Genomic DNA, 13,771 nt, shown 5'->3' on the forward strand with positions numbered 1-13,771 from the left:
ACCGCTGCAATTAACGGTGTGTTCTCTATATGGATACCCTCTTAATTTAAGACGGTATCCTTTTGATATTTAAGGATATAGAAAATGGCGAGAGCATTTAATTTTAGTGCTGGTCCGGCGATGCTTCCAGAAGCGGTCATGCGTAGAGCGGAATCTGAATTTTTAGATTGGCAGAATACTGGCATGTCGGTTATGGAGATGAGTCATCGTAGTAAAGAATATATGGCGGTAGCGCATCAGATGGAAGCCGATCTACGTGAAGTGATGGCGATTCCTGATAACTACAAGGTACTGTTTGTGCATGGTGGTGCCTCATTACAGTTTGCCGCGATTCCAATGAACTTGGCGGAACAAAATGATACGGTTGATTACATCAATACCGGTGTTTGGTCAACCAAGGCGATTAAAGAAGCGTCTCGTTTTGCCAAAGTTAACGTGGTTGCTGGCGGTGATGAAGAAAACCCAACTGAAATTCCGGCCATCAGTGACTGGAAGTTCTCTGCCGATGCGAAGTATATTCATATTTGTTCAAACGAAACCATTACCGGTTTAGAGTTTCAGGAAGAGCAATTAGAGGTGGTGTTTGCCCAAGGTAAACCGGTGATTGCCGATATGTCTTCAAATATTATGTGTCGTGAGATTGATGTGAGCAAATACGCCATGATTTATGCGGGCGCTCAAAAGAATATTGGTCCGGCAGGTTTGGCGATAGTGATTGTGCGTGAGGATCTGTTAGGTAATGCACGTTCAGATACTCCAACACTGATGAACTGGGATGTTTACGCCAATAACGAATCCATGTTCAATACCCCTGCAACCTACGCTTGGTATTTAGCAGGCTTGGTATTTGATTGGATCAAAACCACCGGTGGTGTTAAACACATTGCTGAAGTGAATAAGCGCAAAGCGGCTAAGCTTTATGATTACATTGATGCTTCTGGTTTTTACAGCAACAGCATTAAGCTTGAACAGCGTTCTGTGATGAACGTGACCTTCAGTCTTAAAGATAGCGACTTGGATGCGGCTTTTTTAGAGCAATCAAAAGCAGCAGGCCTGCTAAGTTTGAAAGGTCATAAAGCATTTGGCGGCATGAGAGCGAGTATTTATAATGCCATGCCTGAAGAAGGTGTGGATGCGTTAATCGGCTTTATGCAAAAATTTGCAACTGAAAACGCGTAATCAACCATATTCAGCGATTTGAAATTAAACGGGCTTTTAAATGACAACTGAACAGGCACAACTGACAGAAATTCGTAATAAAATTGATGCGATTGATGAGCAAATTCAACTCTTGATTGGACAAAGAGCGGAATGCGCTCAGAAAGTAGCTGATATTAAAACCCAGGGTGGTAATGTCGATGCGGTTTTTTACCGCCCCGAACGTGAAGCCCAGGTTTTAAGAGCGGTGAAAGAGCGTAATAAAAGCTTATTGCCCGATGTTGAAATGGCGAAGCTTTTCAGGGAGATCATGTCGGCCTGCTTGGCACTTGAACAACCTGTTTCAGTAGCTTATTTGGGGCCAGAAGGTAGTTATTCGCACGCCAGCGTGATTAAGCAGTTTGGCTCTTCCGCACAAGCGGTAGCGGTTTCAACCATTGAAGAGGTCTTTGCAACGGTTGAAAAAGGTGAGGCTAACTACGGGATTGTTCCGGTAGAGAATTCATCGGAAGGTGTGGTTAAGTCGTCTCAAAATGAACTAATCAAAACCAAGCTTAAAATCTCTGGTGAGGTGGAGTTGCCAATTCATCACTGTTTGATGTCTAAATCGGTTTCGCATGAGAGTATTAAAAAAGTCGTTGCCCATCAACAAGCTTTGGGGCAGTGTGAAGCCTGGCTTAAGAACAATTTGCCTTGGGCTGAGATCGAAGCGGTAGAGTCGAATGCTTTGGCCGCTAAAATGGCACAAGCGGACGAAACTTTGGCGGCAATCGCCTCTGAACAAGCGGCCCAGTTGTATCAGTTGATTATTCTTGATGCCAATATCGAGGACTACAAAGACAACACCACTAAGTTTTGGGTGATTGGCAAAGAAGATACACAACCTAGTGGCGAAGACAAAACCGCGTTGATTATTTCTATTCACAACAAAGCGGGCGCCTTATTGGATATTTTAAGCTGTTTCAGCAAGCGCAATATCAATATGACACGTATTGTTTCGCGCTTATCAACCGATAAAACTTGGGATTATCTGTTCTTTATTGATGTTCTCGGGCACAAAGACGATGCAAACTTAAAAGAAGCTTTAGAAGAAGTTCAGTCCAAGGCGGCTTTTTATAAGTTATTAGGTTCTTTTCCGGTCTCTCCGTTGTAGTCTTTATGAGTAATTTATATTCATTACTCTCTTAACTAAAGTATTTATATGAAATCAAAAAATCCGCTGTTTTGTGATCAGGTTCAACCTCAGGTTTTAGGGATTCACCCTTATATTCCTGGTAAACCGGTCAGTGAATTGCAACGTGAATTAGGTCTGCAAAACATTACTAAACTGGCTTCTAATGAAAATCCGTTAGGTGCGAGTCCAAAGGTCATTGAGGCGATACAGGCTGAGTTGGTTGATATTGCCCGTTATCCTGATGGCAGTGCTTACGCTTTAAAGCACACTTTAGCTGAGTTCTTAGGTGTGCAGGCTAGTCAGCTGGTCATTGGTAATGGCTCGAATGAAGTGCTTGAATTGGTGGCGCGCGTTTTTGCCGGGCCAGAAGATGAAATCATCTATTCGCAATATGCTTTTGCGGTTTATCCTATTTCTGCCCAAGTAGTTGGTGCAACCGGTGTAGAAGTTCCGGCTAAAGATTGGGGGCATGATTTATCGGCCATGTTGGCGGCTGTTACCGACAAAACCAAGGTTATTTATTTAGCTAACCCTAATAATCCAACAGGTACGTTTTTTAGCAAACAAGCGTGGCAAGCTTTTATTGAAAAGGTTCCGCAAAATATCATTGTGGTTTTGGATGAGGCGTATGTTGAATATGCGCAATCTTTTTTAGATGCGGATGTTTTCTTTAATGGTGTTGATTACATTGATGACTACCCAAACCTACTGGTTTCACGTACTTTTTCTAAAGCTTATGGTCTAGCCTCTTTGCGAATTGGTTATATGGTGGGAAACCCAGAAACCATTCAGTATATCAACCAAGTACGTGAGCCTTTCAATGTGAATCATTATGCGCAAGTGGCCGCGCAATATGCGCTGGCAGACCAAGATTTTGTGAACGAGGCGGTGTTGGTGAACCAACAAGGTATGCGTCAAGTGATTGAGGTTTTGGAAGAGCTTGATATTCAATACATTCCTTCAATTGGGAATTTTGTGTGCATCGATTTGGGTGAAGCCGCTTTGGAATACAATCAGAAATTACTGAAAGAAGGTGTGATTGTGCGACCAGTGGCCAATTACGGTATGACAAATTATTTACGTATCTCGATTGGTACTCAGGTCGAAAACCAATACTTTATCGATGCTTTAAAAAAGGTGTATCAGCCATAATGAGTGCAATATTAAATAAGGTCACCATTATCGGGGTTGGTTTGATTGGCGGTTCGTTTGCAAAAGGAATCAAGCAAGCAGGCCTGGTAGAAGAGGTGATTGGGTTTGGTCATAACGATGCCAATTTGCAATTGGCTGTTGAATTAGGGGTAATCGATTCCTTCACCACCGATATGGCTGAGGCAGTTGATGGCAGTGATTTGGTGTTTCTGGCCGTGCCTTTAGGGGCGATGAAAACCGTACTTGCGGAGATGAAGCCATATCTGTCGTCTAAAACGATTATTACCGATGGCGGTAGCGCAAAAAGCAGTGTCATACTCTCGGCTCAAGAGGTATTTGGCGAACTTCCCGAAAACTTTGTTCCAGGGCATCCGATTGCGGGTAAAGAGAAAAGCGGGGTCGCGGCTGCGGATGAGGCTTTATATGTCAATCATCGTGTAATCCTTACGCCAACAGAAAAAACGGCGCTATCGGCTTTAGCGGTTGTTAAGCAGCTTTGGTTGGCTTTAGGTGCTAATGTTGAGGTGATGAATGCCCAACAGCATGATGAAATTTTTGCAGCGACCAGCCATTTGCCGCACTTATTGGCGTTTGCCTTAGTGGATATGTTGAATGAGCATGAAGAATTGGGCGATGTATTTAAGTATACGGCTGGCGGTTTTAGGGATTTTACCCGTATCGCTTCGAGTGATGCGGTTATGTGGCGTGATATTGTCATGTATAATTCAACCGCCATTGCAAAATGGCTAAAATATTACGGGCAGGCCATTACCGAGTTAACCGAATTAGTTGAGAATAAAGATGCCCAGGCTTTATACACTTTATTTGATGAAGCAAAAAAAGCGCGCGATAAACATATTGTGCAAAAGTAATTCTCCAAGACAAATATATTCAGAATCAAACACGTAATCTAAAAAACGAAAGAACAGTAAATTATGTCAAATGTAAAATTCAAAGTACAACCTGGTGGCACAATAAAAGGGCGTATTCGTGTGCCTGGCGACAAATCCATCTCTCACAGAAGCATTATGTTGGGTGCTTTAGCCGAGGGAACAACAACGGTAACCGGTTTTTTAGAAGGTGCTGATGCGTTGGCGACCCTGCAAGCGTTTCGTGAGATGGGGGTTGAGATCGAAGGCCCAAATAACGGTAATGTGACTATTCATGGCGTGGGTTTACGCGGCCTTAAAAAACCGAATAAACCGATGGATATGGGGAATTCAGGTACCTCTACACGTTTATTAGCGGGCATTTTGGCAGGGCAAAATTTTGATTGCGAGTTGATTGGCGATGCGTCACTTTCTAAACGACCAATGAAACGTGTTACTGATCCATTAAGATTAATGGGTGCAGAGATCGAAACTTCAGAAGGCGGTACTTTGCCAATGATAATCAAAGGTACCGGTAAAGCTCTCAAGGCCATCGACTACACCTTGCCGATGGCGAGTGCCCAGGTTAAGTCTTGTGTATTGTTGGCAGGTTTGTTTGCCGAAGGTCAAACTTGTGCGCTGGAGCCAGCTCCAACACGCGACCATACCGAGCGTATGCTGAACGGCTTTGGTTATGAGGTGCAGTCTGAGAAGTTGGACAATCAGCGAATGAAAGCTTGTTTGAAAGGTGGAGGCAAGTTAACTGCTCGCCATATAGATGTACCTTCGGACATCTCTTCGGCCGCTTTCTTCATGGCGGCTGCAGCAGTTTCTAAAGGCTCAGACCTGGTTATCGAACACGTTGGCATGAATCCGACTCGTGTCGGGATTGTCGATATATTAAAGTTGATGGGTGCGGACATTCAGCTGGAAAACTTCCATGAAGTGGGCGGCGAGCCCGTTGCTGATGTGCACATTCGTTATGCACCTCTTAAAGGGATTCACATTCCAGAAGAGTTAGTTGCTTTGGCGATTGACGAGTTTCCGGTTCTATTTGTTGTGGCGGCCACTGCCGAAGGTCAGACAGTGTTAACCGGAGCGGAAGAGTTACGTGTCAAAGAATCGGACAGAATCCAGGTTATGGCGGATGCTTTAATTGCGGTCGGTGTGGATGCTCAGCCTACACCAGACGGTATGATTATCAATGGTGGTGTTCAGCAACCGCAAAATGCAGAGATTCAAAGTCATCATGATCACCGTATCTCAATGGCAATGACGATTGCTGGCTTAAATGCGGTTTCTGAAATTGTGATAGACGATTGCGCCAATGTTAATACTTCATTCCCGATTTTTGTTGATTTAATCAATCAAGTAGGCATGACGGTTGACGTCATTGAGGAAGCTTAACATGTCAAACGTACCTGTAATTACCATTGATGGTCCTAGTGGTGTAGGTAAAGGCACTTTAGCGCAGTACTTAACATGTAAAACCGGGTTTCATTTATTGGACAGCGGGGCAATTTACCGTGCTTTAGCGTTTGGCGCGGTTAAAAACGCTATCGCTTTGGATGATGTACCAGGCCTGGTTAAACTTGCTGAGACGCTTCCAGTAGAATTTAAAGCAACCAGTATTCTTTATGAGGGTGAAGATGTCACCTCAAAAGTCAGAACGGAAGAGGTAGCGGGAGTGGCTTCAACCGTAGCGGTAATTCCTGAAGTTCGCGCCGCATTATTGCAGCGCCAAAAGGATTTTGCTGAGCTACCAGGCCTGGTAGCGGATGGTCGCGATATGGGCACCGTTGTCTTTCCAGCTTCGCCTGTTAAACTCTATTTAACTGCTTCAGCCGAAGTACGTGCAGAAAGACGTGTTAAACAGTTGAAAAACCAAGGAATTGATGCTAACATTGCCCAGATAACTCAAGACATCAAAGAAAGGGATGAGCGAGATACCGGTCGAAAGACGGCTCCTCTTAGACCTGCAGAGGATGCGATTGTGATAGATACTTCGGATTTAGATATTCAAGAAGTCTGTCGAAAAGCAGAATCTTTGTTGTGGGAAAGAGGTTTAATGAAATAAATCTTAACCCTGAATGAGTTATAAAAATCTTTTATAGTTAATTGATTTTTAAAAGTTTTTCTAAATCCCTGGTCTTTTTTGAGTCCGGGGATTTGTATTTTCTGCTGGCTATGGGAAGCGAGCAATTATTAACTGACCCGTCTATTTACTTAAACCCCATTTGCGGTAAGTAAGCGGTATGAAAAAATTGGTAATACTATCCATGAGTGAATTATCTTTCGCTGAATTATTTGAAGAATCATTTCAAGAAAAATTTAACACAGGCTCTCTAATCATCGGTACCGTTGTTGGTATTGATAAAGAAACTGTTCTTGTAGACGCTGGCATGAAGTCTGAGTCTGCTATTCCTAAGTCTCAATTCCTAGACGCAAACGGTGAACTTGAAGTTGCTGTTGGTGATGAAGTTGAAGTTTACCTAGAATCATTGGAAGATGGTTTGGGTGAAACTCGTTTATCACGTGAAAAAGCGAAGCGTGCTAAGACTTGGGATCGCCTAGAAACAGCTATGGAAGAGGGTGAAGTTGTTATCGGTCTTGTTACTGGTAAAGTTAAAGGTGGTCTTACTGTTGACGTTGAAGGCGTTCGTGGTTTCCTACCTGGTTCACTTGTGGATATCCGTCCAATTCGCGACTTCGGTTTCCTAGAAGGGAAAGAAGTAGAAATGAAACTTGTTAAGCTTGATCGTAAGCGTAACAACGTGGTTGTTTCTCGTCGTGCAGTTATCGAACAAGAAAGCTCAGCTGAGCGTGAAGCCATTCTTGCTAACATGGAAGAAGGTTCTTCACTTAAAGGTATCGTTAAGAACCTTACTGACTACGGTGCATTCATCGATCTTGGTGGTGTTGATGGTCTTCTACACATCACTGATATGGCTTGGCGTCGTGTTAACCACCCATCTGAAATCGTACAAGTTGGTGATGAAATTGATGTTAAGGTTCTTAAGTTCGACAAAGAACGTAACCGTGTATCTCTAGGTCTTAAGCAGCTTGAAGAAGATCCTTGGGCAGATATGGTTTCTCGTTACCCAATGGGTTCTGAAGTGGCTGGTAAAGTGGCTAACATCACTGATTACGGTGCTTTCATCGAAATCGAAGATGGTATTGAAGGTTTGGTTCACACTTCTGAATTGGATTGGACTAACCGTAACATCCACCCATCTAAAGTGGTTCACCTAGGTCAAGAAGTACGCGTTAAGATCCTTGATGTTGATCAAGAGCGTCGTCGTATCTCTCTATCTATCAAACAGTGTACTGTTAACCCATGGGAAGGTTTCTCAGCAACTCACGCTAAGGGTGACAAAATCTCTGGTAGCATCAAGTCTATCACTGATTTCGGTATCTTCATCGGTTTAGAAGGCGGTATTGATGGTCTTGTTCACCTAACTGATATCTCTTGGAATCAGCCTGGTGAAGAAGCTATCCGTGACTTCAAAAAAGGTGACGAGCTAGAAACGGTTATTCTTTCTATCGATCCAGATCGTGAGCGTATCTCTCTAGGTCTTAAGCAGTTAGAGCAAGACCCATTCGGTCAGTTCGTTGCAGACAACGGTAAAGGTGCTATTGTTACTGGTACTGTTAAATCTGTTGACGAAAAAGGTGCGGTTATCGATGTAGCTCCAGAAGTTGAAGGTTACCTTCGCGCTTCTGAGTTGATGGAAGATACTCGTGATGCTTCAAGCGTTCTTAAAGAAGGTGACGAAGTTTCTGCACGTATCACTAACATTGATCGCAAAAACCGTTCTTTATCTTTATCTGTTAAAGCTAAAGAAGCTGCTGAAGAAGCAGAAGCAATCAAAGGGTATTCAGAGCAGCAAGCTGTTGCTGGTACTACTTTAGGTGACCTTTTCAAGGACAAAATGTAATTTAAATTACATTTAGCGTCTTTCTAAAAGGGTAGCCTGTTGAATCGAACAGGCTACACCTTGGTCTCTCTAATGTCTCTTTACATTAGATTTATTGAAACTCTCTACCCAGAGAGATAAATAAGAGCAATACAAAATGACCAAGTCAGAACTTATTGAACTCATTGCAAGAAAACAAACTCAATTTGCCCAAAAGGATGTTGAGATTGCGGTGAACCAAATCGTTGATTCTATGATTGATACTTTGTCGCAAGGTGAGCGTATTGAAATACGTGGCTTTGGAAGTTTCAGTCTACATCATAGAAAGGCAAGAGTAGGTCGTAACCCTAAAACTGGGGAAACGGTTGAATTGGATGATAAGCGTGTTCCACACTTTAAGCCTGGTAAGGCTTTAAGGGAACGTGTCGACGAATCCAAAGAGCATACTGATATCTTGCAATAACAGTTAAAAGGGGTGAGTTTTCTCACCCCTTTTTTTATTTATTCCTCTATAATCTCTCTATAACTTCTTTGTAGAGATTCTTACATGTTAAAACTTATCTCGCTTCTGTTTATCATTGCATTTCTGATAATCGGTGTTGTTTTGGGGGTATTAAATCCTGTATCTGTAGAATTAAATCTGCTCATTGTCACCTTTAATTTACCGTTAAGTGTCATTATGGCCGCTTTGTTCATAATAGGTTTAACTGTGGGTGCGGCAATTATTTCAATGCAAGTTATTCGTTTACGCTGGATCGTTAGACAAAAAACAAAGCAAAACTTAAAACTTTCCGACCAAATCATTCAATTAAAAAAAGCCAATGTTCAGGTGAAAGAGACTTTAAATAGAGAGTCTAACGCATTGGTACAATTAGAAAACCAGAGTTAAATATGAGTTCAAATAATCTTCCTGTTTCTTTAGACCCTAAAGTATTAGTCGCTTTAGATTTTGCTAATGCCGATGCGGCGCTCCAGTTTGTGAAAACTTTGGATAAATCAGCTTGTCGCTTAAAGGTGGGTAAAGAGTTATTTGCGGTAGCGGGGCCTGAATTTGTCAAAGCCTTAATCGAGCAAGGCTTCGATGTTTTTCTGGATTTGAAATATCATGATATTCCCAATACAGTGGCGAAAGCGGTGCAAGCTGCCGCCCGCATGGGGGTTTGGATGGTGAATGTCCATGCGCTGGGTGGCCGCAAAATGATGCAGGCCGCAAAAGATGCATTGGATGAACTAACTGATGTAGAAAGAAAGCCATTGCTTATTGCGGTGACGATTTTGACCAGCATGGAGCAGCAAGATTTAGCTGAGATTGGCTTGCAAGGCTCACCACAAGACAATGTCTTGCGTTTAGCTAAATTGGCTGAAGACTCGGGGTTGGACGGGGTTGTCTGTTCTGCTCAAGAGGCACAGCCTTTACGTCAGATTGTGAGTGAACAATTTTGCCTGGTAACGCCTGGGATTCGTCCGGCCGGTAGTGCGGTGAACGATCAAAAACGGATTATGACGCCTGCAGAGGCTATGGCTGCAGGGTCCAGTTATTTAGTGGTAGGGCGCCCGATCACTCAGTCAGACTCGCCTTTAGAAGTGTTGAAGCAAATTAATGAGAGTCTGAATTAAGCCTTCAGACAAGTCTATCAAGCTATCCGTTTAAGCTAACTTGTTTAGATTCGGTTACCACTCTAAATAATCTTAGCTGTAGTTTTTTGGAATGCATTTAAAAAACCACGGCAAAACAAACACTTTCATGTAATTCTTATTTGTATTAATCGGAAAAGTCGTTTATAATTCGCGCCTTTCAGGCACATGTCTGAATAAATCCTTGTCTCACTGCTTATTTATATATGTCAGGAGACTGTTTTATCATCCATAAGGAGAAAATGAATGCGTCATTATGAAGTCGTATTTCTAGTGCACCCTGATCAATCTGAACAGGTTCCTGCAATGCTAGAACGTTACCGTGCCCTTATCGAACAGTCTGGTGGTCAAATTCACCGTTTAGAAGACTGGGGTCGCCGTCAACTTGCTTACCTTATCAATAAGGTACACAAAGCTCATTACATCATGCTTAACATTGAGTGTACTCAAGAAGCACTTGATGAACTTGAAAATGCTTTCTACTACAACGATGCTGTTTTACGTAGCATGTTCACTAAGCAGAAAACTGCAATTACTGAACCTTCAGTAATGGTAGCTAAGAAAGATGATCGTTCTGATAAGCGTCGCGATACTCGCGAAGATAAGGAGTAAGACATGGCTAGAGGATTTGGTAGAAAAAAATTCTGTCGTTTTACCGCTGACGGCGTTAAACAAATTGATTACAAAGACTTAGATACTTTGAAAGCATATATTACTGAAACAGGTAAAATTGTTCCTAGTCGTATTACTGGAACAAGCGCTAAGTATCAGCGTCAATTAGCAACTGCAATCAAACGTGCGCGTTACATTGCATTATTGCCATACACTGATCAACACAAATAATTGATTTGTGGTAGATAAGAGATAACAGGAACGCAATGCTAGGAATAGCCAACTACTCAATGAAAGGCCCAATGCAGGCCATTATTGCAGTCGTTTTATTTTCAGCGTTAAGTGTTTTTTTAGCACCATTCGGAATACTGGTTGGTGCGATTATCGCCTTGGTTACTTTAAGAATTTCAGTAACAGAAGGCTTTAAAACCCTAATTTGGGGTGTGGTTAGCAATGTCGCTCTGACGATTTTGATTTCAGGAAATTATTTTCCTGCAATGATTTCGATTATTGAGTACATGCTTCCGATTTGGTTATTGGCGGTTGTCTTAAGACAAACCAATTCTTTAGCCTTAGCACTCCAGTTAGCTATGGTGATTACTGGTTTGAGTGTTGTCCTATTCCATATGGCAGTACCCAATCCAGTGGATTGGTGGGTCGCACTATTTAACCAATATGTTGCGCCACTATTTGAAGCTTCACAAATACCTTTTGATGCTAAGTTAATCCCTAATTTAGCAGAAATGGTAACGATGCTAATCGCTATCTTTATGATTATTCTATGGTTCTCCATTTTAATCATTGCTAGATGGTGGCAGAGTGAGCTTTATAATCCAGGTCAGTTTAAAATTGACTTTTACCAAATATCGTTACCTAAATCGACTGCTTATACAGCGATTGTTTTAGCGATTCTTGGTCTAGTTAGTGGCGCTGAGGCAGGTTTGGTTTATGACTTGTCAGGTATCATCATCGCCGGTTTGATGTTTCAAGGCATAGCCATTGCACATCATACGGTGGCGACTAAAGAGCTTAATAAAGCTTGGTTGGTTGGGTTATATATATTGTTATTCTTATTTCCACAAGCTATGTTGATTTTAGCAACCATCGGTTTGGTAGACACTTGGGTCGACTTTAGAAACCGATGGGAAAATGAAGAACTATAGAGGTTTAAGCTATGAATGTTATTCTGCTTGAAAAAGTACAAAATCTAGGATCTTTAGGTGATCAAGTTTCAGTTAAATCTGGTTATGCTCGTAACTTTTTGATTCCTCAAGGTAAAGCAAAAGCAGCAACTAAAGAAAACGTTGCAGAATTTGAAGCTATGCGCGCTGAGCTTGAAAAAGCGGCAGCAGCTGAATTAGCAGTTGCACAAGGTGTTTACGAAAACCTAAACGGTCAAGTAGTAACTATCGAGTCAGTTGCTGGTGATGAAGGTAAATTATTCGGTTCTATTGGTACTCAAGACATCGCTGATGCGCTTAAGGCTTCAGGATTTGAAGTTGAGCGTCGCGACGTTCGTATGCCTGAAGGTGCTCTACGTCACGTAGGTACTTATGAAATTGATGTTCAATTACACTCAGATGTAGTTGCTTCAATCACAGTAGAAATCAAAGCGTCTGCAGAGTAATCTCTACGCTTTATCTGCTTAAAAAGCGGGGCGCATTCCTTAGAATGCCTCCGCTTTTTTTATGTCCCGAATATTTGTTTTCTTCTCGATAAAAAAACATCGATTGTCTTTTGTATTACTAACCAGAAGTTATAATAGTCTCTTTAAATTCCAAAATAGACTTAATGACGCTAACTATGGCTAAAAGTAATTCTTCAAATAATACTGTCGACGAACTCTTTAAAGTTCCCCCTCATTCAATTGAAGCTGAGCAATCTGTACTCGGTGGTTTAATGCTCTCTAATGATGTGCTCGATGACGTCGTTGTTATTGTTAATGCCGGTGATTTTTACACTAAACAGCATCAGGTCATCTTTGAGGCTATTTTTGAATTAAGCCGTAACAACAAACCTTTCGATCTTATCTCAGTGGTCGCTTATTTAAGCAATGTCGGCTTGCTGGATACCGCAGGTGACAAAAGTTATTTAGCGGAACTGGTTAAAAACACACCCGGTTCAGCCAACATCCTTTATTACTCGCAATTGGTTCGTGATAAGTCCATCTTAAGAAAATTAATCCAGGCCAGTAATGAAGTCGCTGAAACCGCTTATTTCCCAAAAGGTAAGGATATTCGTGATGTGTTGGATATCGCGGAAGCCAAAATCATGGGGATCGCGGAGCATGGTGAAGGTAAAGAGCGTCTGTATAAATCAATGGATGTTTTACTGGAATCGGCAATCAATAAGATTGATGAGTTATTTAACTCTGAGGGTACGATTACCGGTCAGGAGACCCACCTCACCAAATTCGATGAATTAACCGCAGGTTTACAAAAGGGCGATTTGATTATCGTCGCCGGCCGTCCTTCGATGGGTAAAACCACCTTCTCGATGAATATGGCGGAGAATATCGCCACCAAAAATGGCACCCCGGTTGCCGTATTCAGTATGGAGATGCCGGGTGAGTCCTTGGCTATGCGTATGATCAGTTCGATTGGGCGTATTGACGCTGGTCGCATGCGAACAGGAAAACTCGCCCAGGATGATTGGCCTAAACTTAACAAGGCGATTAACATCCTCTCTCAAGCTAAAGTTTATATTGATGATACACCAGCTTTAATGATTACCGAATTAAGAGCCCGTGCGCGTCGTATTGATAAAGATGTGCGTGACTTACAACGTAAAGAAGCCACCGAAGCGGGTTTGGAAGATCCGGAAAAAGCCGTTACCGGTTTGGGCTTGGTTGTGGTGGATTATCTTCAACTGATGCGTGGTTCCGCCAACTCAGAAAACCGTGTAAACGAAATTTCTGAAATCTCTCGAGGTTTGAAAGCACTCGCTAAAGAATTAAATATCCCCGTCATCGCTTTATCGCAGTTGAACCGAAGTTTGGAGCAGCGCCCGAATAAGCGCCCGGTTATGTCCGACTTACGTGAATCAGGTGCGATCGAGCAGGATGCCGATTTAATCATCTTTATCTACCGAGATGAAGTGTACAACCCGGATACTGAAGATAAAGGGATGGCTGAAATCATTTTAGGTAAACACCGTAATGGTTCTTTAGGAACGGTGCCTCTAACCTTTATCGGTCAATACACCCGTTTTGAAAACCATGCGGCATTTGATATCCCTGATGAGTCTTACTAGAG

Annotated in this window: 15 protein-coding genes; all 15 read left to right on the plus strand. The window is 42.3% G+C overall.

Annotation, left to right across the window (positions count from 1 at the left end):
- The first annotated feature begins 84 nt into the window (after positions 1-84).
- The 15 genes from serC (at position 85) to dnaB (ending at position 13,769) form a co-directional block, all read left to right on the plus strand.
- Complete coding sequence (serC, locus tag L6421_RS05730) at positions 85-1,179, plus strand: 3-phosphoserine/phosphohydroxythreonine transaminase (protein WP_237260415.1); 1,095 nt, start codon at positions 85-87, stop codon at positions 1,177-1,179.
- 40 nt (positions 1,180-1,219) lie between these two features.
- The gene (gene pheA / locus L6421_RS05735) at positions 1,220-2,311 is read left to right on the plus strand and encodes a prephenate dehydratase (protein ID WP_237260416.1); all 1,092 of its coding nucleotides are present in this window, start codon (positions 1,220-1,222) and stop codon (positions 2,309-2,311) included.
- A gap of 48 nt (positions 2,312-2,359) precedes the next feature.
- Positions 2,360-3,484: a histidinol-phosphate transaminase gene (gene hisC, locus L6421_RS05740; RefSeq protein WP_237260417.1), complete on the plus strand. Its 1,125-nt coding sequence runs from the start codon at positions 2,360-2,362 to the stop codon at positions 3,482-3,484.
- Positions 3,484-4,356 (plus strand): prephenate dehydrogenase, encoded by an 873-nt coding sequence (locus L6421_RS05745; protein WP_237260418.1) that lies wholly within the window; start codon positions 3,484-3,486, stop codon positions 4,354-4,356. Before hisC ends, L6421_RS05745 begins: the two co-directional genes overlap by 1 nt.
- 63 nt (positions 4,357-4,419) lie before the next feature.
- Positions 4,420-5,760: a 3-phosphoshikimate 1-carboxyvinyltransferase gene (aroA, locus tag L6421_RS05750; protein ID WP_237260419.1), complete on the plus strand. Its 1,341-nt coding sequence runs from the start codon at positions 4,420-4,422 to the stop codon at positions 5,758-5,760.
- A gap of 1 nt (position 5,761) precedes the next feature.
- Entirely contained in the window at positions 5,762-6,430 is a 669-nt protein-coding gene (gene cmk / locus L6421_RS05755; RefSeq protein WP_237260420.1) for a (d)CMP kinase, read from the plus strand.
- 202 nt (positions 6,431-6,632) lie between these two features.
- Complete coding sequence (gene rpsA, locus L6421_RS05760) at positions 6,633-8,291, plus strand: 30S ribosomal protein S1 (protein ID WP_237260421.1); 1,659 nt, start codon at positions 6,633-6,635, stop codon at positions 8,289-8,291.
- A 136-nt stretch (positions 8,292-8,427) separates the two neighbouring features.
- Entirely contained in the window at positions 8,428-8,733 is a 306-nt protein-coding gene (locus L6421_RS05765) for an integration host factor subunit beta (RefSeq protein ID WP_237260422.1), read from the plus strand.
- A gap of 84 nt (positions 8,734-8,817) precedes the next feature.
- Positions 8,818-9,159: a lipopolysaccharide assembly protein LapA domain-containing protein gene (locus L6421_RS05770; RefSeq protein ID WP_237260423.1), complete on the plus strand. Its 342-nt coding sequence runs from the start codon at positions 8,818-8,820 to the stop codon at positions 9,157-9,159.
- A gap of 2 nt (positions 9,160-9,161) precedes the next feature.
- On the plus strand, positions 9,162-9,887 hold the full coding sequence (pyrF, locus tag L6421_RS05775; RefSeq protein ID WP_237260424.1) for an orotidine-5'-phosphate decarboxylase: 726 nt from the start codon (positions 9,162-9,164) through the stop codon (positions 9,885-9,887).
- Positions 9,888-10,151: 264 nt separating this feature from the next.
- Positions 10,152-10,517 carry a 30S ribosomal protein S6 gene (rpsF, locus tag L6421_RS05780; protein WP_237260425.1) on the plus strand — a complete coding sequence of 122 codons (366 nt, stop codon included), beginning with the start codon at positions 10,152-10,154 and terminating at the stop codon, positions 10,515-10,517.
- A 3-nt stretch (positions 10,518-10,520) separates the two neighbouring features.
- On the plus strand, positions 10,521-10,748 hold the full coding sequence (rpsR, locus tag L6421_RS05785) for a 30S ribosomal protein S18 (RefSeq protein WP_029407535.1): 228 nt from the start codon (positions 10,521-10,523) through the stop codon (positions 10,746-10,748).
- A gap of 35 nt (positions 10,749-10,783) precedes the next feature.
- Positions 10,784-11,680: a DUF2232 domain-containing protein gene (locus L6421_RS05790; protein ID WP_237260426.1), complete on the plus strand. Its 897-nt coding sequence runs from the start codon at positions 10,784-10,786 to the stop codon at positions 11,678-11,680.
- An 11-nt stretch (positions 11,681-11,691) separates the two neighbouring features.
- Positions 11,692-12,144: a 50S ribosomal protein L9 gene (gene rplI / locus L6421_RS05795; RefSeq protein WP_237260427.1), complete on the plus strand. Its 453-nt coding sequence runs from the start codon at positions 11,692-11,694 to the stop codon at positions 12,142-12,144.
- Between the two features lie 176 nt (positions 12,145-12,320).
- A complete protein-coding gene (gene dnaB / locus L6421_RS05800; RefSeq protein WP_237260428.1) occupies positions 12,321-13,769 on the plus strand; it encodes a replicative DNA helicase in 1,449 nt (482 codons plus the stop codon).
- The last annotated feature ends 2 nt before the right edge of the window (positions 13,770-13,771 follow it).

The sequence above is a fragment of the Thiomicrorhabdus immobilis genome, from assembly GCF_021654855.1.
In the GTDB taxonomy this organism is placed as follows: domain Bacteria; phylum Pseudomonadota; class Gammaproteobacteria; order Thiomicrospirales; family Thiomicrospiraceae; genus Thiomicrorhabdus; species Thiomicrorhabdus immobilis.

Coding starts and splice junctions, on each gene's coding strand:
- serC (WP_237260415.1), top strand. CDS start 85: ATGGCGAGAGCATTTAATTTTAGTGCTGGTCCGGCGATGCTTCCAGAA.
- pheA (WP_237260416.1), top strand. CDS start 1,220: ATGACAACTGAACAGGCACAACTGACAGAAATTCGTAATAAAATTGAT.
- hisC (WP_237260417.1), top strand. CDS start 2,360: ATGAAATCAAAAAATCCGCTGTTTTGTGATCAGGTTCAACCTCAGGTT.
- L6421_RS05745 (WP_237260418.1), top strand. CDS start 3,484: ATGAGTGCAATATTAAATAAGGTCACCATTATCGGGGTTGGTTTGATT.
- aroA (WP_237260419.1), top strand. CDS start 4,420: ATGTCAAATGTAAAATTCAAAGTACAACCTGGTGGCACAATAAAAGGG.
- cmk (WP_237260420.1), top strand. CDS start 5,762: ATGTCAAACGTACCTGTAATTACCATTGATGGTCCTAGTGGTGTAGGT.
- rpsA (WP_237260421.1), top strand. CDS start 6,633: ATGAGTGAATTATCTTTCGCTGAATTATTTGAAGAATCATTTCAAGAA.
- L6421_RS05765 (WP_237260422.1), top strand. CDS start 8,428: ATGACCAAGTCAGAACTTATTGAACTCATTGCAAGAAAACAAACTCAA.
- L6421_RS05770 (WP_237260423.1), top strand. CDS start 8,818: ATGTTAAAACTTATCTCGCTTCTGTTTATCATTGCATTTCTGATAATC.
- pyrF (WP_237260424.1), top strand. CDS start 9,162: ATGAGTTCAAATAATCTTCCTGTTTCTTTAGACCCTAAAGTATTAGTC.
- rpsF (WP_237260425.1), top strand. CDS start 10,152: ATGCGTCATTATGAAGTCGTATTTCTAGTGCACCCTGATCAATCTGAA.
- rpsR (WP_029407535.1), top strand. CDS start 10,521: ATGGCTAGAGGATTTGGTAGAAAAAAATTCTGTCGTTTTACCGCTGAC.
- L6421_RS05790 (WP_237260426.1), top strand. CDS start 10,784: ATGCTAGGAATAGCCAACTACTCAATGAAAGGCCCAATGCAGGCCATT.
- rplI (WP_237260427.1), top strand. CDS start 11,692: ATGAATGTTATTCTGCTTGAAAAAGTACAAAATCTAGGATCTTTAGGT.
- dnaB (WP_237260428.1), top strand. CDS start 12,321: ATGGCTAAAAGTAATTCTTCAAATAATACTGTCGACGAACTCTTTAAA.